We start from the raw sequence: 21819 nt of genomic DNA, 5'->3' as shown, positions 1-21819 counted from the left end.
CATGATGTAGCGTCGCCGAGCGAACTTCGCAGTGGCCGAAGAACCTCGCCCTAACCGCGCCTGCGGCAACGCCAGTTCCAGTCGCGCTCGGGGCCGACATCGACATGGACGGATTCGGTGTGGCAGTAGGTGCCGACGCCGCCGCGGCCCGGCATGGTGCGGATGTAGCTTGCCAGTTCCCACTTCGAGACGCCGGGAACCTGGATGTCGGCGGCGGCGCAGTACATGTGCAGCGAATTCTTGGCGCCGTTGGCGCGGCGGTTGCGGGCCGGATCGCGATAGCCGGAGGTGACCGTCATCTTGCGGCCGTAGTGGCCTTCGATCGTCTTCAGCACGCGAACCAGCGACGGCTTCAAGCAGGCGACATCGACGCTTTCGTTCTGTTTCAGGAGGCCGTTGGGCGCCAGCCGGGCAAGGCCGGCGGCGGAGGCGACCTGGTAGGCGCCACCCGAACCTTCGTCTTCGTTGAGATCGACGTCGCTCTCATCGTCGAGGCCGGATTTGCGCTTGATCTCGAACAGCGCCGTCTGGCGCACGCCCGGCAGCGCATCGGCCGTGAAATGGCTGGTATCGCCGGTCGACACCAGCTGCACCGGCTTTTCAGCCGGATTGGCCGAGGCCAGGGTAACGGTGGGTTTTGTCGCAGGCGTCGCCTTGGCCTGCACGACCGTTGTCTGCCCGCCCGATCTGCTGTTGGCCGGCGATGCTGCCGAAGCGGGGGTGGCGCTGAACAGCGAGGCCAGGAAGTTTTTCTTCGGTGCGTAGGCCTGTGGCTGCGGCATCTCGCCGGCGGTCACATAGACCGGGTTGTTCATCGCCGCCGCGGCGGCCTTGGCGTCGGGCTTCGATGCATCAGCACTGTTCTGTGCCACGGCCTGTTCGGCCGTCTGGGCATTTGGTTGCAGCGGCTGCGGCGTGTGTCCCGCGATCGTCTCGGCTGCCGTTGGAACGGCGATCGGGAAGCCGGCATCGGGCTTGGCCCCTGGCTTGGCTATTGGCACATAGGCGACCTGCTCGGGAAGGTTGGCGTCACCGTCGGCATTCATCGTCATTTGTGCGGTTGTCATCTGCGACGATGATGCGGCCGTGCTGGCCTGGGGCGCACCGGCGGCCGTGCTGATTTCGGTAGCCGAGGTATTGTAGCCTGGCATGCCGACCGACATGGTCGGGTCGCCGGCCGAGGTGCAGGACGCCAGGAGCACCGAGAAAAGCGCCGCCACAATGGCGCGGCTTTCTCCCTTCGCGAGGCGCGATCCTGCTGATCTCAAAACAAAATTCCCCCTCGATATCCGACCGGTTCGTCATTGGCGCGACGCCGAAACGTCTCGTCGAAATGACCCTTGTTCCCCGAACCGGAAACGAGACCTGTGTCAAATCTGCAAGCCTCAAAGTAATTTGGCGGCTAGAGGATGAATCAAGGCTGCTCAGGGTTGACGGCACCATTTCGCCCGCTTTTGGCGGCGCGTCAACTCACCACACATTACAGATGGTTACACGCGCACCTTGACATAGGTGCCGGGGGCTTCGCCTAGAACTTGCATGTGCTCGCCCGGTTTGCGGGCCGGAACGCGGGTATTGTCCTTGGCTTCGATCCAGCGTTGCCAGTGCGGCCACCAGGAACCGGGGTGGGCTGTGGCCCCGGCGAGCCATTTGTCAAAGTCGCCGGCCGGCTTGCCGCCGGTCCAGTATTGATATTTCTGCGCCGCCGGCGGATTGACGACCCCGGCGATGTGGCCGGAGCCAGCCATGACGTAGTCGACCTCGCCGCCGAAATATTTCGAGCCGAGGAATACCGATAGCGCCGGCGCGATGTGGTCCTCCTTAGAGGCGAGGTTGTAGACCGGAATGGTAACGTCCTTCAGCGAAACCGTGCGGCCCGCCAGTTCCATCATGCCTTGCGAGAGCCTGTTCTCGAGATAGCAATTGCGCAAATAGAAGGAATGGTTGGCAGCGCCCATGCGGGTCGAATCGGCATTCCAGTAGAGCAGGTCGAAGGGCAGGGGATCCTTGCCGCGCATGTAGTTGTTGACGACATAGGGCCAGATCAGGTCGCCCGAGCGCAGCATGTTGAAGGCGGTCGCCATCTTGGTGCCGTCGAGATAGCCTTTCTCGTTCATCGCCTTTTCGACGGCCGCGACCTGCTCCTCGTCGACGAACACTTTTAGATCGCCGGCATAGGTGAAATCGACCTGGGTGGTGAAGAAGGTGGCGGATTTGATGCGGTGGTCGCCTTCCTGCGCCATCAGCGCCAGGGCCGCCGCCAGAAGCGTGCCGCCGACGCAATAGCCGATGGCGTTGACTTGCCTTTCGCCGGTCGCCTTCTCGATCGTGTCGAGGCCGTATTGCAGGCCCTCCCTGATATAGGCCTCCCAACTCTTGGCGCCGTGCCGCTCGTCCGGGTTGATCCAGGAGATTACGAACACGGTGTGGCCTTGCTCGACGGCCCAGCGAATGAAGGATTTTTGCGGGTTGAGGTCGAGGATGTAGTACTTGTTGATCCATGGCGGGCAGATCAGCAGCGGCCGTTTGAGCACGGTGTCGGTAGTCGGCTCGTATTGCAGGATTTCGGCGACGTCGCTGCGGCCGACCACCTTACCCGGCGTGGCGGCGAGATTCTTGCCGATCTCGAAGGGCGAATAATCTGCCTGCCGCAGCTTCAGGTCACCCTTGCCCGCGGCGATGTCCTCCGCAAGCATCTTCATGCCGCGCACCAGGTTTTCGCCGTTCGAGGCGACAGTCTCGCGAAACAATTCCGGATTGGTCAGGATGAAATTCGACGGCGAGATGGCATTGGACACCTGCTTGACATAAAAGCCGGCCTTGTGGCGGGTATGCTCGTCCAGGCCGTCGGCGTGCTCGACCAGTTCGGCCGCCCAGCGCGAGGTGACCAGATACGCCTGTTTGAGGAAATCGAAGAAGGCGTTGCGGCCCCATTCCGGGTCTTGGAAACGCTTGTCGCCGCGCTCGGGCTTGACCGCATCCTCGGCGTCCTCGGCGCCGGCGCCGACGCGCTGGACAGCATTGGCCCAGACGGTCATGTAGCCGGAAAACAGCCGCGTTTGCGCCTCCAGCGCGCGCTGCGGGTCGGAGAGCCAGTACTCGGTGAGCTTGGAGAACGTCTTCACCATGTCGACGACCGGTTCGGCGACGTGATCGCGTACCTCGCCCTTTTCCCGCGGCTCGGCCCATGCCGAGGCGGCTTTGCCGGCCTGCTCGATCATGCGGGCCATGTTCAGAGCGAAGCGTTCCGGGTCCTTCACCAGATATTGCTCGACGGTCGAAGGTTGGTCATCTTCCGCTTTGCCCGAATCGGGTGTTTTGGCCATGGTTCGCGGGGTTCCTCCCGAAGCGTTTTGTTGACATATTACCATGGGATATCGAACAGGGTCCAATGTGCTCTAACCCGGCCGCCAGGAAAACAATATGACGATTAATATTGGCAAGAACGTTTTTTCCGGCACTGGTCGTTTTTGCCGCATGGCGCTCGTCATGTTGACGATGGCCGGTTGCACGAGCAGCAACATGGAACGTGCGGCGCCCGCCACCGGCCTTGTCGGCGCGAAGGACACCGGTTCCTATCCGAACCTGAACATCCGGCCGCAGGTGGCGGCCGAGCAATTCACCGACGAGGAAAAGAACGCCAAGCTCGCCCAACTGAAGGCCGAGAAGCAGAGCCAGGCCGCCAAGGGCGGCGGCGTCAAGGTTGCGGACCAGGCAGCGCTGGACCAGCTGGCAAAAAAACACGGCGCCGAGGCGCTGAAGCAGATCGAAGGCAAATGCGACCCCGCTCTCGACCCTAGTTGCAAATAAGCTTATACGCGCGACCGCAACCTCACTGTCTGGAACTGCCATGGAAGAATTTCACAAGGTCCGCCGGCTTCCGCCCTATGTCTTCGAACAGGTCAACCGGCTGAAGGCCAGCGCCCGTTCGCGCGGCGCCGACATCATCGACCTTGGCATGGGCAATCCGGACCTGCCGACGCCCAAGGCCATCGTCGACAAATTATGCGAGGTGGTGCGCGATCCGCGCACGCACCGATATTCGTCGTCGCGCGGCATTCCGGGTCTGCGCCGTGCACAGGCCAACTACTATGCCCGCCGCTTCGGCGTGAAGCTCGACCCGGACAGCCAGGTGGTGGCGACGCTCGGCTCGAAGGAGGGCTTCGCCAATATGGCGCAGGCGATCACCGCCCCCGGCGACGTGATCCTGTGCCCCAATCCGACCTATCCGATCCACGCCTTCGGCTTCATTATGTCGGGCGGCGTCATCCGCTCGCTGCAGGTCGAGCCGGACGACGGCTTTATCCCGGCCCTGGAGCGCGGCATCCGCCATTCGATCCCGAAGCCGCTGGCTCTGATCCTCAATTATCCGTCCAACCCGACGGCACTGGTCGCTTCGCTCGATTTTTATAAGGAGGTGGTGGCCTTCGCCAGGAAGAACGACATCATCATCCTGTCGGACCTTGCCTATTCGGAAATCTATTTCGACGGCAATCCACCGCCCTCGGTGCTGCAGGTGCCGGGCGCGATCGATGTCGCGGTCGAATTCACCTCGATGTCGAAGACCTTTTCGATGCCGGGCTGGCGCATGGGTTTTGCGGTGGGCAATGAACGGCTGATCTCGGCGCTGACGCGGGTGAAATCCTATCTCGACTACGGCGCCTTCACGCCGATCCAGGTGGCGGCGGCGCATGCACTTAACGGCGACGGCGCCGACATCGCCGAAGTGCGCGACGTCTACCGCAAACGCCGCGATGTCATGGTCGACTCGTTCAGCCGTGCCGGCTGGACCATTCCCGCACCGGCGGCATCGATGTTCGCCTGGGCGCCGATCCCGGAGCCGTTCAAGCACCTTGGCTCGCTTGAATTCTCCAAGCTCCTGATCGAGCACGCCGACGTCGCGGTGGCGCCGGGCGTCGGCTTCGGCGAGCATGGCGACGATCACGTGCGCATCGCGCTGGTCGAAAACGAGCATCGGATCCGGCAAGCGGCGCGCAACATCAAGCGCTTCCTCGCATCCAGCGCCAAGCAGCCGAATAACGTCGTACCGCTCGCCGCGCATCGCTGATCTTATACACATCGACCGAATTGTTGAGGGGCGTCGCCGGACATGGCTGAAGCGTTGCGTGTTGGAATTGCCGGCCTCGGCACCGTCGGTGCGTCTGTGGCCCGTGTGCTGCGCGACAAGGCGGCCGAACTGACGCGGCAGTGCGGACGCGACATCGTCGTGTCAGCCGTTTCGGCGCGCGATCCCAAGCGCGACCGCGGCGTCGATCTTGGTACGGCGCAGTGGTTCGACGACGCCATCAAGATGGCGCAGACCGCCGAGATCGACGTCTTCGTCGAACTGATCGGCGGCGACGAAGGAGCGGCACGATCATCAGTGAAAGCCGCGCTCGAGGCCGGCCGTCACGTCGTCACCGCCAACAAGGCACTGCTTGCCAAGCACGGCGTCTCACTGGCCGAGATCGCAGAAAAGAGGGGTGTGCTGCTCAACTACGAAGCGGCGGTGGCAGGCGGCATTCCGGTCATCAAGACGATGCGCGAGGCGATGGCCGGCAATTCGGTGACCCGCGTCTTCGGCATCCTCAACGGCACCTGCAACTACATACTGACACGCATGGAGGCCGAGGGCCTGTCGTTCGATGCCTGCCTCAAGGACGCGCAGCGGCTAGGCTATGCCGAAGCCGACCCGACCTTCGACATCGAGGGCCACGACACCGCACACAAGCTGTCGATCCTGACCAGCCTTGCCTTCGGCACGAGGATCGCCGCCAACGATATCTATATGGAGGGCATCTCCAACATCAGCCAGGCCGACATCCGCGCGGCCGGCGATCTCGGCTACCGGATCAAGCTGCTTGGCGTCGCCCAACGCACCGAAAGCGGCATCGAGCAGCGCGTGCATCCGACCATGGTGCCGACGGCCTCGGTCATCGCGCAGGTGCACGGCGTCACCAATGCGGTGGCCATCGAGACCGACATCCTCGGCGAATTGCTGCTCTCCGGCCCCGGTGCCGGCGGCAACGCCACCGCATCGGCGGTGATCGGCGACATCGCCGACATCGCTAAAAGCCGGCCTGGCTTCCAGCATGGTCCGGTTTTCGGCCGGCCGGCGAAGGAGCTCAAGCCCTATAAGAAGGCGCAGATGCGCAGCCATGCCGGGGGTTATTTCATCCGGCTGACCGTGCACGACCGCCTCGGCGTCTTCGCGGCAATAGCCAAGCGCATGGCCGACAACGACATTTCGCTGGAATCGATCGTCCAGCATGCCGCCGGTCCGGAAACCGAGGCACAGAAGACCGTCATCCTGGTGACCCACGAGACGACCGAGGCGGCGGTGCGCAAGGCCGTCGACGGCATCACCAGGGACAGCCTTCTGACCGACAAGCCGCAAGTCATCCGCATCGAGCGGGCCGGATAGAAGTCTCCTTATTTGCCTTTAATCGATTGATATTGCTGCGTTTTCAAAAAGGTCCAGCGCAGGTCTTGCTGTTGTCACGGGGCTTTGACACAAGGAGCGCGTCTCTGGCGGGAGGCTAATGCATGTCGCCCAAAAGTGTGCGGCGGTTTTTGGGACGACGACATGCACGAAAACAAAGTGCCAACGAGGATTGTCCATCGATGAATGTGGCCCAGAACATTGTCGCCGGCCTCGACCGGATACTGACCATGGAATTGGTGCGCGTCACCGAACGCGCCGCGGTCGCGGCCGCCAGATTGCGCGGACGCGGCGACGAGAAAGCCGCCGACCAGGTTGCGGTCGATGCCATGCGGCAGGAACTCAACCGTCTTGCCATCAACGGCACGGTAGTGATCGGCGAGGGCGAGCGCGACGAGGCGCCGATGCTTTATATCGGCGAGGAAGTCGGTACCGGCAAAGGCCCGGCTGTCGACATCGCGCTCGATCCGCTCGAAGGCACGACGATCTGCGCCAAGAACCTGCCCAACGCATTGGCCGTTATCGCCATTGCCGAAAAAGGCAGCCTTTTGTTCGCGCCGGATGTCTATATGGACAAGATCGCCATCGGCCCGGGCTATGCCGACGGCATCATCGACATCGATGCCTCGCCGGCCGAAAACATCGCCGGCCTCGCCAGGGCCAAGGGCGTGCCGGTGGCGGAGATCACCGCCTGTATTCTCGACCGGCCACGCCATGGCGCGTTGATCGAAGCAGTGCGGGCGACCGGCGCCGCGATCCGTCTGATCGGCGACGGTGATGTCGCCGGGGTCATCCACACCACCGATCCGGACGAGACCGGTATCGACATCTATCTCGGCACCGGAGGCGCGCCGGAAGGCGTGCTCGCAGCTGCCGCCTTGCGCTGCACCGGTGGCCAGATGCAGGGCAGGTTGATCCTCGATACGCCGGAAAAGCTGGCGCGCGCCGCCAAGATGGGCATCTCCGACCCCAAACGGATCTACCACACGCAAGACATGGCACGCGGCGACGTGCTGTTTGCCGCGACCGGCGTCACCGACGGCAATTTGCTGGCCGGCGTCAAGTTCGGCCGCAATTTCATCACCACGCACACGATCGTGCTGCGCTCGTCATCGCGGACCGTGCGCGAAATCAAAGCCAGGCACCAGGATCTGGAAAAGTTTTGATGTCGACCCAGTTAGCCGTTGCATATTGTGCGCAATGACAAATTGCAGACGGCGCGCCACGTGACGGGGGAAAGACGCTTTTTCCTCGATGTAAGGCAATCGGCCACCGGCGTTTCCTGGGAACACCGGCTGACCGAGCGCCAGGACATGGCCGCGCTCGCCATCGCGCAAGGTTATGGCGTGCCCGACATCGTGGCGCGCGTGCTGGCCGGGCGCGGCGTCACCGCCGAGCAGACCGAGCGGTTTCTCGATCCGACCATCCGCAACCTGCTGCCCGACCCGGCATCGCTGACCGACATGGACAAGGCCGCCTCTCGCATCGCCCGAGCGGTGATGGCCAGGGAAAAGGTAGCGATCTTTGGCGACTACGATGTCGACGGCGCCGCCTCGTCGGCGCTGCTCAAGCGCTTTCTCGCGCATTTCTCGGTGGCGTCGGAGATCTACATACCGGACCGCATCTTCGAGGGTTACGGCCCAAATCCGGAAGCGATGCGCGAACTCGTCTCGCGCGGCGCGACGCTGATCGTTACAGTCGATTGCGGCACCAACAGCGCTGCTTCCATCGACGCCGCAAAGGCCGCCGGCGCCGACGTCGTGGTGCTCGATCACCATCAGGTCGGCGGGCCGTTGCCGGCGGCGGCTGCGGTCGTCAACCCAAATCGCGAGGACGACCTTTCCGGCCAAGGTCATCTCTGTGCCGCCGGCGTCGTCTTCCTTTGCCTGGTGCAGACCGCGAAGATCCTGCGCGGCCGCTTGCCGGATGCCGCACCGCCGGACCTGCTTGCCCTGCTCGACCTGGTGGCGCTGGGCACAGTCTGCGACGTGGTGCCGCTCACCGGCGTCAACCGCGCCTTCGTGGTCAAGGGGCTGCAGGTGGCGCGGCAGCAGAGAAACGAAGGGCTGGCGGCGTTGGCGCGGGTGTCGCGTATAGGCGAGCCAATCAGCACGTTCCACCTGGCCTTTCTGATCGGTCCGCGCATCAACGCCGGCGGGCGCATCGGCGACGCAGCACTTGGCAGCCGCCTGCTTGCAACCGACGACCCGGTCGAAGCCCGCACCGTTGCCGAGACGCTGGATCGACTCAACCAGGAGCGGCAGTCGATGGAGCAGGAGATGCTGGCCGCGGCGCGCTCAGAGGCCGACGCCGAGCTTGCCGGCGGCAATGGTCCGGCCATCGTGGTCACAGCCAGCAGCAACTGGCACCCGGGCATTGTCGGCCTCCTTGCCTCGCGGCTCAAGGACCATGCGCGCCGGCCCGCATTTGCCATTGCCTTCAACGCCAATGGTGTCGGTACCGGTTCAGGCCGTTCAGTGTCTGGTTTCGACCTCGGCCGGCTGGTGCGCGAGGCGGCCGATGCCGGACTTATCGTCAAGGGCGGCGGCCATGGAATGGCGGCCGGCATCACTGTCGAGCGGGCGAAGCTCGGCGAACTCAGGGCTTTCTTCGAAGAGCGCGCGGCGGTGGACGTGTTCCGCCTGCAAGGCGAGGAGAGCCTGGCGATCGACGGTGCGCTTGCCGCCGAGGGCGCGACGCTCGCGCTGCTCGATGCACTTGAGAGGGCAGGGCCGTTCGGCGCAGGGCATGTCGCGCCGGTGTTCGCGCTGCCGCGCCACCGGCTTGTCGATGCGCGGGCGGTCGGCACCAACCACATCCGCGCCGACCTGCAGTCGGAAAGCGGCGGCCGCATCCAGGCGATCGCCTTTCGCGCCGTCGATACCGCGCTCGGCGAATTCCTGTTCAAGAACAGGGGTAAGCCGGTGCATGTAGCCGGCTCGCTGTCGGGCAACCACTGGAACGGCAACCGCACGGTGCAATTTCGTATCGTCGACGCGGCGCTTGCCTGAGAAGCTCGCTGTCCGCTCTGCCTAAGCGAGGACGGTCTGCAGCCGGGTCAGGTCGCCGATCTGCGCCATCGTTGCCTGGTAGCCGATACGGATTGCTTCGTCGGCGCGGTGGAATTCGGTCAGGCCGATATGGCTGAGCTTCGGCTGCAGCGATATGTCCGGCGGGTCGCCGGCCAGCCTGGCGCGCGAAATGCGATCCTGAATGATGTTGAAGGCCTCGACCATAACGCCGGTAATGCCGAGCCGCGTCTCGCGCGACTGGCGTTCGGGATCGGCGTGGCCACCTCTTGGCGCGTCTTTCTCAATGACCAACTCGCCGGCGCTGTGCTTGATCACCGCGGCGCGGCCGAACAGATCGTAGTGGAGGTTCACCGCGACCACGAGCGGCTGCTCGTAGGCACGGCAAACCGAGACCGGCACCGGATTGACCAGGGCGCCGTCAACCAGCACACGCCCATTGCAGGCGACCGGCTCGAACACGCCGGGCAGCGCGTAGGAGGCGCGCATGGCGGTGCTCAACGAGCCGCTCGACAGCCATATCTCATGGCCGGTGCGGATTTCCGAAGCGACGCAGACGAACGGTTTTGGCAGGTCCTCGAAGCGGATGCCGGCTATGTGCTCGCGCAGCCGCGCATCGAGCTTCATGCCACCGAACAGGCCGCTGCCGCGTAGATTGAGGTCGAGAAGGCCAAAAATGCGCCGCCTGGTCAGGCTGCGGGCGAATTCTTCCAACTCGTCGAGCTTGCCGGCAACATAGCAGCCGCCGACCAGCGCGCCGATCGAGGTGCCGGCGATCATCGACACTTCGATGCCGGCTTCGTCAAGCGCGCGCAGCACGCCGATATGCGCCCAGCCGCGCGCACAGCCGCCGCCCAATGCCAGCGAAATCGCTGTTTTGCCCGGAGATTTGGTTTCGGATGCGCCCGCGGCCGAGGAGAGGCCATTCGCCTCCCGAACGTCAGGTCTGTTGCGCAATGACGCCCACTCGAGCATCACAATCTCCCTTGTCCCACGGTCATCCTACAGGCGGGCCGTATCGAAATCATGAATACACGTGGCTGAAGTGCTGCGAATGGTTCATATTGATGGTGTATTGGGCTTTCGATAGGTTTTTTCCGCATCGAACAGCGGCTTGCTGCCGTCGCTGGCAAGCGTCCCTTTGCCATCGCTCAGCCCCACCGTCCGATAAAAGCATGAACGTCGGCCGGTGTGACAAGTTGCTTCATGACCCAGCACTTTGACGCGCAACCATATCGCGTCCTGGTCACAATCCGTGAGCATCTCGACGACCTGCTGGACATTGCCCGAGGTTTCGCCCTTCTTCCACAGCGCGTTGCGCGAACGCGACCAGTAGTGCGCGATGCCGGTATCGAGCGTCAGCGTCAGCGCCTCGGCATTCATATGCGCGACCATCAGCAGCATGCCGTCTTCGGCATCGGTGACGACGGCGGTGACGAGGCCGGCGGCATCGAAGCGCGGCGAAAGGACCGTGCCTTCCTCAAGCGCCTTCTTGTCTGAGGGAGCTTTCGGGAATTCCAATGCCGACATTCGCCGGTCCTTATTTAACGAAGGTGGGGCGGGTCTGATCAGTTCCGCCGCCGCGCACCATGGTGACGAAGCGGACCTGCTCTTCGGGTGTATCCTTGAAGGCGCCGGTAAAGGTCGAGGTCAGCGTGGTGGAGCCCTGTTTGCGGATACCGCGCATGGCCATGCACATATGCTCGGCCTCGAGCATGACGGCGACGCCGCGCGGATTGAGGACGTCCTGGATGACGCCGGCAATCTGCGCCGTCATCGCTTCCTGGGTCTGCAGGCGATGGGCGAAGATGTCGACGACGCGGGCGATCTTGGACAGGCCGACAACCTTGCCGTCAGGCAGATAGCCGACATGCGCCTTGCCGATGATCGGCACCATGTGATGCTCGCAATGCGAGTGGAAGGATATGTCCTTGACGAGGACGAGGTCGTCGTAGCCGGCGACTTCCTCGAAGGTGCGGCCAAGTTCCTCGGCTGGACACATATCATAGCCGTTGAACATTTCGCGGAACGCCTTGGTGACGCGCTTCGGCGTGTCTATCAGGCCTTCGCGGTCGGGGTTGTCGCCGGTCCAGCGCAGCAAGATGCGCACAGCGGCTTCGACTTCGGCCTCGCTCGGCCGGTCGGTGACCGGCTTTTCCATATAGGCGGACCGCGGCATGAGTTTCTTGATAACGGCGTCCATAAAGGCGTCTCCCGTAGTTCCTCTCTCAGGAGGAACGAGTTGAACGGACCACGACCTTTCGGGTGTCAGAAACTCGCCCGGTTTCCAGCCCGTAAGTGGCGTGAACAGAATTGGGCATGACGAGGTTTGTGGTCGCCTTGTCGATACCCGACTACCGCCATTATATATGTTCGTGCCGAGCGAAAGGAAGACGCCAGAGCGGCAATGACTGTTCGCTGGGCGGCGACGGATTGGAAAAATATGATCGACGATGTCTACAATGCGAAAATTCTGGGTTTTGCCGGAAACATCGCACGGATCGGCCGGCTCGACCGGCCCGACGCAACCGCACGAGCACATTCCAAGCTGTGCGGCTCGACGGTGACCGTCGATCTGAAGATGGATGATGGGGTCGTCACCGATTTCGCGCACGACGTGAAGGCCTGTGCGCTTGGCCAGGCGTCCTCTTCGATCATGGCGCAGCATGTCGTCGGCGCCAGCGCCGAGGAATTGCGCAGCGTGCGCGAGACGATGCTGAAGATGCTGAAGGAAAATGGCCCGCCGCCCGAAGGCCGCTTCGCCGACCTGAAATACCTGGAACCGGTGCGCGACTATAAGGCGCGCCACGCCTCGACCATGCTGACGTTCGACGCAGTGGTCGACGCCATCGGCCAGATCGAAAAGAAGCGGGCGGAACAGGCGGCTTAAGCCTCGGCAAGGAAACGCCGGCTTTCGGCGAATTCCGCCCGCACCCAGTCGGCAAAAGCTCTGGCCGGCTCTGAAAGGTCATTCAGCCTTCTGGCCACCAGCCAATAGGCGCCGGACGCGACGTCGATGTCGAAAGGCTTGATCAGTGCGCCGGACGCAAGTTCTTCGCCGATCTGCAGAAGATCGCCCAGCGCGACACCATGTCCAAGCAAGGCTGCCTGCTTCGAAAGCGAAGCATCCGCCAGCATCGGGCCGCGCGCAGGCACGGCCTCAGCCGTCACGCCGGCCGCTTCGAACCAGCGCGCCCAAGCCTGACGGTTTTCTTCGTGCAGCAACGTGTAGCGACCAAGGTCGATCGGTTTTTCCAGAGCTGGGCCGGATGCGAGAAGCGCCGGCGACAGGACTGGTGAATCGATGACCGCGGCAAGCTGTTCGGCTTCGCTGCGTGGCCATGAGGTGGCGTGCGCACTGAAGCGTAGGGCAAGTTCGGGCTGATCGCTGCGAAACTCTATCAACCTCGGGTCGACCTCAAGGAAAACGTCGATATCGGGTCGCAACTCGCGAAAGCGGTTGAGCCGCGGCACCAGCCATTCGGATGCAAGCGATGGTTCGACGCTGACACGGACCACGGACTGCGTCTGGGCCGCCGTCAATTCCGAAAGCAGCCTGTCGATGCCCTCGAAACTTCTGACCAACTGGTCGAGCAGCCGCCGGCCGGTGTCGGTCAACTCGACGCGGCGATGATGGCGGAAGAACAAAGGTTGGCGCAGGAAGGCTTCGAGCTCGCGGATCTGGCGGCTGATCGCCGCCTGCGAGACATAAAGCTCCTCGGCCGCACGGCTGAAGCTGAGGTGACGACCGGCTGCTTCGAAGCTTCTAAGCGCCGTCAGGGGGAGGTGTCCGCGCTTCATTCGCATAACTCAGAGTTATCTGACGTGGACGTTATACTCGTTTGAAGGGCAAGGCCAGCGGCGCTCTAATCGGCGCTCAAGGAGTGCTGCCATGATCCAGTTTCTCAACGTTCTGGGCGATGTCGTGCGGATCGTGACGTTTCAATGCCATGACGAGAAACCGCATAGGGATTGGTGCGAGGAGAGGCCGCCGACCAGCGTCGCCGTATCCGGAAGCCGACGCCCGACCGCTACCCGGCTCGCCGTGCCAAGCCATGACGGGTTGCCGGAACGGCATTGCGTTCCTGGCCCGATGCGCACATCTATCGTGTTGAAAAACGTGATGTGGAGACTGCGGTGGTTGGCCAACATCGGCATGCGCACGGCGCCAGGCCGATTCGACAAGGACGCAACTGGCCCGGCCCGTGGCGCAAGACGCCGGGCCGCCTCCTCGGCACGTCGCTCGTCCGCTTCTACCAGCTGACGCTGTCAGGCTTCGTCGGCAATTCCTGCCGGCATCTGCCGACCTGTTCCGAATACGCACATGAGGCGATCGCCCGCCACGGGCTGTGGGCCGGTGGCTGGATGGGGGTTTTCCGGGTGCTGCGCTGCGGACCGTTCGGAACGCACGGCATCGACCCCGTACCGGAAATCCTGGCTGATCGTTACCGTTGGTTCACGCCATGGCGGTACTGGCGGATCGGGAAAAAACGTGGCGACCTGGACAGTTGACCGCAACTGTTCGGTGAACAACCGGACCGCTTTTACGATCTGGTAGGGTTAACCGCAGCTTGCGCGGACATAGCGCATTTAAGACAAAATCGAGACAAGACGCCTCGCTAAGCCGCTCCTGACACCCTTCAGGAGAGATTGCCAAATGCGCCGGATAGATCGTCTTCCTTTCGTTTTCGCCGTGGTTCTCTATGTCCTGGCGTGGCTGTTGGGTTTTCCGATCCGTGCGCAATCGGCGCCGCTCGGGGACGTCGAATGCACGCTGATCGTCGACGCCGCAGGCGGCGAGACGCTGTATCGCGAAGGGACCTGCGATCAGCGCGTCAGCCCCGCCTCCACGTTCAAGGTTCCGCTGGCGCTGATCGGCTACGATGCTGGAATCCTGAGCGACGAGCACGCGCCAAGCTGGGAGTACAAGGCAGAGTTCAATGCGCCGAAACGGGACCGCAAGACCGTCGACCCGACGATCTGGGAAAGGGATTCGGTCATATGGTTCTCACGCGAGATTACGCGCCGGCTCGGCAGCAAACAATTTGCCGGCTATGTGTCGAAATTCGAGTATGGCAACACGGACGTTTCCGGAACTCCCGGCAAGAATGACGGCCTCACCCATTCCTGGGTGAATTCTTCGCTCGAGATATCGCCGGTCGAGCAGGTCGATTTCCTGCGCAAGCTGCTGGCGCGGAATCTGCCGGTCTCGGACAAGGCCCATGCGATGACCAATGCGATTGTCCCGACCTTCCGGGCGGGCGGCTGGACGGTGCAGGGCAAGACCGGGACGACCAGGCTTGGCGACGATGCCGACAAGCGCTCGCTTGGCTGGTTTGTTGGCTGGGCGCAGAAGGATGCTCGCAAGATCGTCTTTGCCCGCCTCGTAGTCGATACGAAACGTTCCGACACGCCGAAGGGGCTCAAGACGCGGGCGATGTTCCTGAAAGAGCTGTCGAATCTCCTCGGGTGACCTAAATCCGGCTTTACGGCGCCGAAAACTGCCCATAAAAGACCGCTCGCCGCCGGACGCATCCGGCTCTTACTTGATGTAAGTCGCAACCCCAAAATCGCTACGCAGTTTTGGGCGACGTGCATTTTACCACCCGCGCTCGTTTGCGGGACTGGATAGGAGAACTTCATGCTGAATTCCGTTTCCCTGACATTTCCCGATGGCTCCGTCCGCGACTACGACGCGGCGATGACCGGCGCCGGCCTGGCGGAATCGATCTCGAAGTCGCTGGCCAAGAAGGCCGTTGCCTATTCGATCGACGGCACGCTGCGCGATCTTTCCGACCCGATCGGCAAGCCGGGCAAGGTCGAGATCATCACTCGCGAGGACCCGCGCGCGCTGGAGCTCATCCGTCACGATGCAGCCCATGTGCTGGCCGAAGCCGTGCAGGAACTTTGGCCGGGTACGCAGGTGACCATCGGGCCGGTGATCGAGAACGGATTCTACTACGATTTTGCCCGCAACGAGCCGTTCACGCCCGACGATTTCCCGGTGATCGAGAAGAAAATGCGCGAGATCATTGCGCGCAACAAGCCGTTCACCAAAGAGGTATGGTCGCGTGAAAAGGCGAAAAGGATCTTTGCCGACAAGGGCGAGCGCTACAAGCTGGAGCTGATCGACGCCATTCCCGAGGATCAGGATCTCAAGATCTATGCGCAGGGCGACTGGTTCGACCTTTGCCGCGGCCCGCATATGGCCTCGACCGGCCAGATCGGCAACGCCTTCAAGCTGATGAAGGTCGCCGGCGCCTATTGGCGCGGCGATTCGAACAACCCGATGCTGACGCGCATCTACGGCACGGCCTGGGCCGATCAGGCGCAGCTCGAAGCCTATCAGACGATGCTGGAGGAGGCCGAGAAGCGCGACCACAGGAAGCTCGGCCGTGAGATGGACCTGTTCCACTTCCAGGAGGAGGGGCCGGGCGTCGTGTTCTGGCACGCCAAAGGCTGGAGGATGTTCCAGAACCTGGTCAATTACATGCGTCGCCGCCTCGACGAGCAGGGCTATCAGGAGGTCAACGCGCCGCAGGTGCTCGACAAGAGCCTGTGGGAGACATCAGGCCACTGGGGCTGGTACCGGGACAACATGTTCAAGGTGACGGTTGCTGGCGACGACACCGACGACGACCGGGTGTTTGCGCTGAAGCCGATGAACTGCCCCGGCCACGTGCAAATCTTCAAGCACGGGCTGAAGTCCTACCGCGATCTGCCGGTAAAACTTGCGGAATTCGGCAATGTGCATCGCTATGAGCCGTCCGGCGCGCTGCACGGGCTGATGCGCGTGCGCGGCTTTACCCAGGACGATGCCCACATCTTCTGCACCGAGGAACAGCTCGCCGACGAGTGCATCAAGATCAACGATCTGATCCTCTCGACCTATGCGGATTTCGGCTTCGACGAAATCACCGTCAAGCTGGCGACCCGCCCCGAAAAACGGGTCGGCACCGACGCGATGTGGGATCATGCTGAGGGCGTGCTGCAGGACGTGCTCGACAAGATCGCGGCGCGGTCGGGCAACCGGATCAAGACGGGCGTCAATCCGGGTGAGGGCACGTTCTACGGGCCGAAGTTCGAATATGTGCTGAAGGACGCCATCGGCCGCGACTGGCAATGCGGCACCACGCAGGTTGACTTCAACCTGCCGGAACGGTTCGGTGCCTTCTATATCGGCTCCGATTCGGAAAAGAAGCAGCCGGTGATGGTGCATCGTGCCATCTGCGGCTCGATGGAGCGGTTTCTGGGCATCCTGATCGAGAATTATTCCGGCCATTTCCCGCTCTGGTTCGCGCCGCTGCAGGTGGTGGTGGCGACGATTACTTCCGATGCCGACGATTACGCGCGAAACGTCGTCGCGCAGTTGAAGGCGGCCGGGCTGATCGCCGAGACCGACCTGCGCAACGAGAAGATCAACTACAAGGTCCGGGAGCATTCGCTGGCCAAGGTCCCGGTCATCCTCGTCTGTGGCAAGCGCGAGGCCGAGGAAGAAACGGTCAATATCCGCCGTCTCGGTTCGCGCGACCAGGAATCGCTTGGTCTCGCAACTGCCGTGAAGCTGCTTGCCGACGAGGCGGTGACACCCGACCGCAAGCGCCGCGCGGCCTGAACCAGCCGACCTGCAATGAATGGCGGTGGAGCGATCCACCGCCATTTTCATATGACTGTTGCGCCGCGCCTATCCGGCAAATCGATCGACGTGCGCTTCGGTCAGGTGCTGAATGAGACGAATTGCTCGAGCGGCTTTACCGGGCTGTCGTCGATCCGGCTCTGGTCGTATGGCGTGGCCACGCGCAGTTGCTGGCGCGACGCATGCGCAAGGCAGCTTAGAGGGCGCGGCTTAGTCGGCGCCTTCCTCGGAATCGATGGCCGAAGCCTCTGTGGCCAGAACCTCGATGTCCTGGTTGTGCCCAGCCACCACCGTAAAATCCTTCTGGTAGATGCGGTCGCGGTTCTTGGCGATGATGGTATAGTCGCCCTCGGCCAGCACCATCGAGGCAAAGGCACCGACGGTTTCCTTGATCGGATCGCCGGATTCGTTCAGCAGCGACCAGGAGGTGTCGGCGATCGCCTCGCCGCCCGGTTCGCGCACCAGCTTCATGGTCATCTCGGCCGCACGGTGCTCGACGGTCGCTTCGGTGAGCTTGCCGGCCTCGACGCGGATGTCGGAGCGGATGACCGCGTTCACCGCACCATAGGTCGACACAACGTGGTAGGTGCCGGCATTGAGCCGCACGACGCTGTTCGGCTCGACATCGGGTATGATCAGGGCGCGATCGCCGTCGGCCGCGGCGTGGCTCTCATAGATCGAGAAGCGCAGCTTCTTCGGTGGTATGCGTACCCCGCCGGACAGCACGGCATCAAGCTTGAGGCCGCCTGCATCGAGCACGAGGCTCTCGCGCTTGGCTTCCTTGCCGACGGTGATGCGCTTGGTGGCGCCGGCCCGCCCGTAGGAGGCGTGGACCAGATACGAACCCGGCTCGAGCTGGAACACGGCGGTACCGCCATGAGCCGAGGCGACCATCGGCAGCTTGCCGTCGCTGGCCGATTCGGGCTTGAAGACGCGCCAGACGATGCCGCGCGTGATGTCGGCGCCCTTGTCGGTCAATTGCGCTGACAGCGTGATTGCCCCGCTGCTCCCCAACGCCAGCGATGTCTCGCTTTTCGGAGGCGCATAGCCCGAAATTCCGGGAAGTTTCAGCTCGCCGAGGCCGTCCACATCCTGGGCGACGGCGAGCGAAACCGGCACCATCAACAGTGCGGCAGCGAGCCATATCAGGAAAAGACGCAATGTCCCCTCAAACATGCCTTGCGTTGAAGCCCAAGGCGGTGGCAATTTCAAGGCTTAAGAGTCCGGTCGGCTTCTGCTACAGGGCTCTTTGTCCGGCGCGCTGCGCCAATGCCCAAGCCGCCCGATGTCCCGATGGTGCGCTTCAGCTCAAATTCCAGGAGACTTGCGCCCATGGCGTCGCCAATCATCGATTTTCTGCTGACCCGAAATTCCGCGCCGATCCCAGATTTGAAAGAGCCGGCACCGGGCGATACCGAGATCGCGACGATGATCGCCGCCGCCTCGCGGGTGCCGGACCACGGCCGGCTGGAGCCCTGGCGTTTCATCCTCTATCGCGGCGAGTCTCGCATCGAGATCGGCAAGAAGCTGGCGGCACTTGCCGAGCAGCGCGAAGGACCGCTGCCGGAAGGCCGTCGCAACCAGGAATTGGCGCGCTTTTCGCGGGCGCCGCTGGTTATCGGCGTGATCTCGATCCCCAGGGAAAATCCAAAGATCCCGCAATGGGAGATGTTCCTGTCCGGCGGCATGGCCGCGATGAACCTGATGCTCGCTGCCAATGCGCTGGGCTACGGCACCAACATGATCAGCAACTGGTATTCCGACGTGCCCGAGGGCAGGGCGATCCTCGGCCTGGCGCCACATGAGCGGGTCGTAGGCTTCGTCCACATCGGCTCCTACCAGGGGCCGGCACCGGAGCGGCCACGGCCCGATCCGGCAAAGCTCTATGCCGATTATTCGGGGCCGTGGGTGGGATAATTTCGGCGCGGAACAGACCTAAGCGCCAAGCCCAGCTACCCTGGCCCGCGCCAGGAGCCGCTCGGCGAGCTTGAGATGCGGCCGGTCGTACATCTTGCCGTCGATGCCGACGACGCCGGGGTTTCCCGCCGCCTTAAATGCCTCGACGATCGCCAGGGCGCTTGTCACCGCTTGCGCCGAAGGCGTGAAGGCGGCGTTGATGGCCGGCACCTGCGCCGGATGGATCGCCATCTTGCCGGTGAAACCGTCGCGCTCGGCCTCTGCGCATTCGGCCTCGAAGCCCGCCATGTCGCGAAAGTCCGGAAAGACGGTGTCGATTGCCGCGACTTCCGCGGCACTTGCGGCAAGCATGGTCACGGTGCGGGCGAGGCGGAACACATCCGTGTAGCGGCCATTCGCGTCGCGCGTCGCGCGCGCGCCGATCGCCGCCGACAAATCTTCCGCCCCCCAGGTGACGCCGACAAGCCGCGCGCTTGCACGGGCGTAGGTCGCTGCGGCCAAGACCCCTGCGGCCGTTTCTGTGATGATCGGCAGGATCTTTATAGCTCCATCGGGCAGGCCGCTTTCAGCTTCGTGCACCCTGAGCTTGGCCGAGAGATGCTGGACATCCAGTCCGCTGTTCGACTTAGGCAGCATGATGCCGTCTGGTTTTGCCGGCACGAGCGCCGCCAGATCGTCGTCGGTCAGTCCGGTCGAAAGATCGTTGACGCGCACATAGATCGCGGAGCTGGTTTGGTGCCTGTGCCCGGCGATGAAACGCGCCGCTGTGTCGCGCGCCAGCCCCTTGTTCTGCGGGGCAATCGAATCCTCGAGATCGACGATGACCACGTCGGCACCCACGCCAAAGCCCTTTTCCAGCTTCTTTTCCGAATCGCCGGGGACGAAGAGCAAAGAACGCATCGGCTATGCCTTTTTCATCATCATGGCTTGCCTCGTGCATTTGGCAACCAGCACGTCGTTCTGGTTATAGGCGCGATGCTCGAACTCGACGATACCGCGGTCCGGTTTGGACCTGGAATCGCGCACCGAAACCACCGTGGTCTCGACGCGAATGGTGTCGCCGTGGAAGACGGGGTGCGGAAACACTGTCTCCTTCATGCCGAGATTGGCGATGGTGGTGCCGACGGTGATGTCGTTGACTGAAATGCCGATCATCAGGCCCAGCGTGAACAGCGAATTGACCAGCGGCTTGCCCCATTCGCTCTTGGCGGCGAAATCGAAATCGATGTGCAGCGGCTGCGGGTTCAGCGTCATCACCGAAAACAGCATATTGTCGCTTTCGGTCACGGTCTTGCGCAGCGTGTGCTTGAACACTTGGCCGACAGCGAACTCCTCAAGATAAAGCCCGGCCATGGTCGATCTCCTCTGCTGCCTAAGGGTTGATAGGCGTTGCATACCGGGCTCGCAAGCCAGTTAACGAACATGGTGAACCGTTCGTAAACCATTTGTGCCTACGGTCGCGACAGGGGCCAGAAGCGTTCTGGCAAAGGGCGTAAGCAGGCGACATGGTCGTTTCGCATTTCCTGAAATGGATCCACACGGCGAAGGTGTCGGAGCGCGTTGCAGCGGCAAGCGCACTTGCTCGCGCCTATGTCGATTCGGACCTGCCTTTCGAGGACCGCTGCGCTGCTGAGGCGGCGCTGACATTGCTGCTCGATGACGCATCGTCGAAGGTGCGACTGGCGATCGCCGACGCGCTTTCCATGAGCCATCATGCGCCGCCGCAGATCGTCAGCGCGCTGGCCTCGGACCAGCCGGAAGTCGCAGCCCTGGTGCTGGCGCGGTCGCCACTGCTTACTGATGCCGACCTGATCGATCGGGTTGCCGGCGGCCAGAAAGCGACGCAGAAGGTGATCGCCGACCGGCCGCGGGTGTCGATGTCGGTTGCGGCGGCGATCGCCGAGATCGGCGAGCCGGAGGCCTGCACCACGTTGCTCGCCAACAGCGGCGCCGACATCGCATCGATCAGCTTTCGGCGCATGGCCGAGCGGCACGGCCATCTGCCTCTGGTGCGCGAGGCGCTGATTGCCGACGCGCGCCTGCCCGCCGATTGTCGGCATTTGCTGCTGGTCAAAGTGGGCGAGACGCTCAAGGGCTCGCCGCTGGTGCTGGGGCTGATGGGCGCCGCAAGAGCCGAGCGCGTCACGCGCGATGCCTGCGTCAAGGCTTCCGTGACATTGATCGAAGGCACGCGTGCCGAGGAACATACAGCGCTTGTCGAACATCTGCGTCTGCGCGGTGACCTGACCGCAAGCTTCGTCATCCGCACCATCGCGCACGGCAAGGTCGACTTCTTTGGTTCGGCCCTGGTCGCGCTCAGCCAGCAATCCGAACAACGGGTGAGAGCACTGCTGGCCGGCGGCCATGACGTGGCGCTGCAGGCACTGTTCCGCAGTGCCGGGCTTGCCGCCGCCACCCACGCCATCATCCTGCGCGCGCTGAAGGTCTGGCGCGAGGTCGCCAATGGCAAACGCCTCGCCGGCGTGCAGGAAGTCAGCTGGCTGATGCTGAAGGAATTGGGCGGGCAGTCCGCCGCGGGCGATCTCGCCGGGCTGATCAAGTCGATCCATCTCGACGCGTTGCGCGAGAACGCGCGCGGGCACGCGCTGGCGATCGCGGCTGCCTAAAGCAATTCCAGGAAAACTGTGAAGCGGTTTTCCGTCCGGAATTGCTTTAGAACAAAGGAAAGAGCGGTTCGGCGTTTCCGTGAACGCTGAACCGTTCCAGGCCTCGTCCTTCGCGAAAATATCCGGGTAGCAACAACCGCCGTCTGTGGCTCACCTGGCAGAAGACGC

20 protein-coding genes are annotated in these 21819 nt (G+C 63.0%); 11 read left to right on the top strand and 9 right to left on the bottom strand.

The window, feature by feature from the left end:
- Positions 1–50: 50 nt before the first annotated feature.
- Entirely contained in the window at positions 51–1163 is a 1113-nt protein-coding gene (locus NKH17_RS25275; RefSeq protein WP_352899286.1) for a YcbK family protein, read from the bottom strand.
- Positions 1164–1490: 327 nt separating this feature from the next.
- On the bottom strand, positions 1491–3326 hold the full coding sequence (gene phaC, locus NKH17_RS25270; RefSeq protein WP_352897905.1) for a class I poly(R)-hydroxyalkanoic acid synthase: 1836 nt from the start codon (positions 3324–3326) through the stop codon (positions 1491–1493).
- Between the two features lie 97 nt (positions 3327–3423).
- On the opposite strand from phaC, the gene NKH17_RS25265 reads away from it, so the two are divergent.
- From NKH17_RS25265 to recJ, 5 genes are all read left to right on the top strand, one after another.
- Positions 3424–3810: a hypothetical protein gene (locus NKH17_RS25265; protein WP_352899193.1), complete on the top strand. Its 387-nt coding sequence runs from the start codon at positions 3424–3426 to the stop codon at positions 3808–3810.
- A gap of 40 nt (positions 3811–3850) precedes the next feature.
- Entirely contained in the window at positions 3851–5068 is a 1218-nt protein-coding gene (locus NKH17_RS25260; protein WP_254818358.1) for an LL-diaminopimelate aminotransferase, read from the top strand.
- Between the two features lie 42 nt (positions 5069–5110).
- Complete coding sequence (locus tag NKH17_RS25255; protein ID WP_352804829.1) at positions 5111–6424, top strand: homoserine dehydrogenase; 1314 nt, start codon at positions 5111–5113, stop codon at positions 6422–6424.
- A gap of 200 nt (positions 6425–6624) precedes the next feature.
- Positions 6625–7608, top strand: a complete 984-nt coding sequence (glpX, locus tag NKH17_RS25250) for a class II fructose-bisphosphatase (RefSeq protein WP_352899190.1) — start codon at positions 6625–6627, stop codon at positions 7606–7608.
- A gap of 60 nt (positions 7609–7668) precedes the next feature.
- Positions 7669–9453, top strand: a complete 1785-nt coding sequence (gene recJ / locus NKH17_RS25245; protein WP_352899188.1) for a single-stranded-DNA-specific exonuclease RecJ — start codon at positions 7669–7671, stop codon at positions 9451–9453.
- Positions 9454–9474: 21 nt separating this feature from the next.
- Here recJ and NKH17_RS25240 read toward each other — a convergent pair whose 3' ends face one another.
- The 3 genes from NKH17_RS25240 to folE form a co-directional block, all read right to left on the bottom strand.
- Positions 9475–10446 (bottom strand): patatin family protein, encoded by a 972-nt coding sequence (locus NKH17_RS25240; RefSeq protein WP_352876457.1) that lies wholly within the window; start codon positions 10444–10446, stop codon positions 9475–9477.
- Positions 10447–10530: 84 nt separating this feature from the next.
- On the bottom strand, positions 10531–11001 hold the full coding sequence (hisI, locus tag NKH17_RS25235; RefSeq protein ID WP_352899186.1) for a phosphoribosyl-AMP cyclohydrolase: 471 nt from the start codon (positions 10999–11001) through the stop codon (positions 10531–10533).
- A gap of 10 nt (positions 11002–11011) precedes the next feature.
- On the bottom strand, positions 11012–11674 hold the full coding sequence (gene folE / locus NKH17_RS25230; protein ID WP_254818364.1) for a GTP cyclohydrolase I FolE: 663 nt from the start codon (positions 11672–11674) through the stop codon (positions 11012–11014).
- A 240-nt stretch (positions 11675–11914) separates the two neighbouring features.
- Between folE and NKH17_RS25225 the strand changes: the two genes are divergently transcribed.
- Entirely contained in the window at positions 11915–12361 is a 447-nt protein-coding gene (locus NKH17_RS25225) for an iron-sulfur cluster assembly scaffold protein (RefSeq protein WP_352899184.1), read from the top strand.
- On the opposite strand, the gene NKH17_RS25220 is transcribed toward NKH17_RS25225, so the two are convergent.
- Entirely contained in the window at positions 12358–13272 is a 915-nt protein-coding gene (locus NKH17_RS25220) for a LysR substrate-binding domain-containing protein (RefSeq protein ID WP_352806706.1), read from the bottom strand. The two genes, NKH17_RS25225 and NKH17_RS25220, sit on opposite strands and share 4 nt — an antisense overlap.
- A gap of 336 nt (positions 13273–13608) precedes the next feature.
- On the opposite strand from NKH17_RS25220, the gene yidD reads away from it, so the two are divergent.
- The 3 genes from yidD (at position 13609) to thrS (ending at position 17086) form a co-directional block, all read left to right on the top strand.
- The gene (yidD, locus tag NKH17_RS25215; protein WP_352806737.1) at positions 13609–13983 is read left to right on the top strand and encodes a membrane protein insertion efficiency factor YidD; all 375 of its coding nucleotides are present in this window, start codon (positions 13609–13611) and stop codon (positions 13981–13983) included.
- Positions 13984–14128: 145 nt separating this feature from the next.
- The gene (gene blaOXA / locus NKH17_RS25210; RefSeq protein WP_352899182.1) at positions 14129–14944 is read left to right on the top strand and encodes a class D beta-lactamase; all 816 of its coding nucleotides are present in this window, start codon (positions 14129–14131) and stop codon (positions 14942–14944) included.
- Between the two features lie 168 nt (positions 14945–15112).
- Positions 15113–17086 (top strand): threonine--tRNA ligase, encoded by a 1974-nt coding sequence (gene thrS, locus NKH17_RS25205; protein ID WP_352806712.1) that lies wholly within the window; start codon positions 15113–15115, stop codon positions 17084–17086.
- Between the two features lie 231 nt (positions 17087–17317).
- Here the strand turns inward: thrS and NKH17_RS25200 are convergent, their stop codons facing one another.
- Positions 17318–18283 carry an RgsD C-terminal domain-containing protein gene (locus NKH17_RS25200; protein WP_352466968.1) on the bottom strand — a complete coding sequence of 322 codons (966 nt, stop codon included), beginning with the start codon at positions 18281–18283 and terminating at the stop codon, positions 17318–17320.
- A 156-nt stretch (positions 18284–18439) separates the two neighbouring features.
- Between NKH17_RS25200 and NKH17_RS25195 the strand changes: the two genes are divergently transcribed.
- The gene (locus NKH17_RS25195) at positions 18440–19024 is read left to right on the top strand and encodes a nitroreductase family protein (RefSeq protein WP_352479752.1); all 585 of its coding nucleotides are present in this window, start codon (positions 18440–18442) and stop codon (positions 19022–19024) included.
- 18 nt (positions 19025–19042) lie between these two features.
- Here NKH17_RS25195 and NKH17_RS25190 read toward each other — a convergent pair whose 3' ends face one another.
- Together NKH17_RS25190 and NKH17_RS25185 are read right to left on the bottom strand one after the other, a co-directional pair.
- A complete protein-coding gene (locus tag NKH17_RS25190; RefSeq protein ID WP_352899180.1) occupies positions 19043–19924 on the bottom strand; it encodes an HpcH/HpaI aldolase/citrate lyase family protein in 882 nt (293 codons plus the stop codon).
- A 3-nt stretch (positions 19925–19927) separates the two neighbouring features.
- Positions 19928–20377: a MaoC family dehydratase gene (locus NKH17_RS25185; RefSeq protein WP_352479750.1), complete on the bottom strand. Its 450-nt coding sequence runs from the start codon at positions 20375–20377 to the stop codon at positions 19928–19930.
- Positions 20378–20529: 152 nt separating this feature from the next.
- Between NKH17_RS25185 and NKH17_RS25180 the strand changes: the two genes are divergently transcribed.
- Positions 20530–21651: a DUF2336 domain-containing protein gene (locus NKH17_RS25180; RefSeq protein WP_352479749.1), complete on the top strand. Its 1122-nt coding sequence runs from the start codon at positions 20530–20532 to the stop codon at positions 21649–21651.
- Positions 21652–21819 lie beyond the last annotated feature (168 nt).

The organism is Mesorhizobium sp. M1334 (genome assembly GCF_040317995.1).
In the GTDB taxonomy this organism is placed as follows: Bacteria; Pseudomonadota; Alphaproteobacteria; order Rhizobiales; family Rhizobiaceae; genus Mesorhizobium.
The sequence above is the reverse complement of the archived record's forward strand: the minus strand, read 5'-3'. Positions and strand labels throughout refer to the sequence as shown.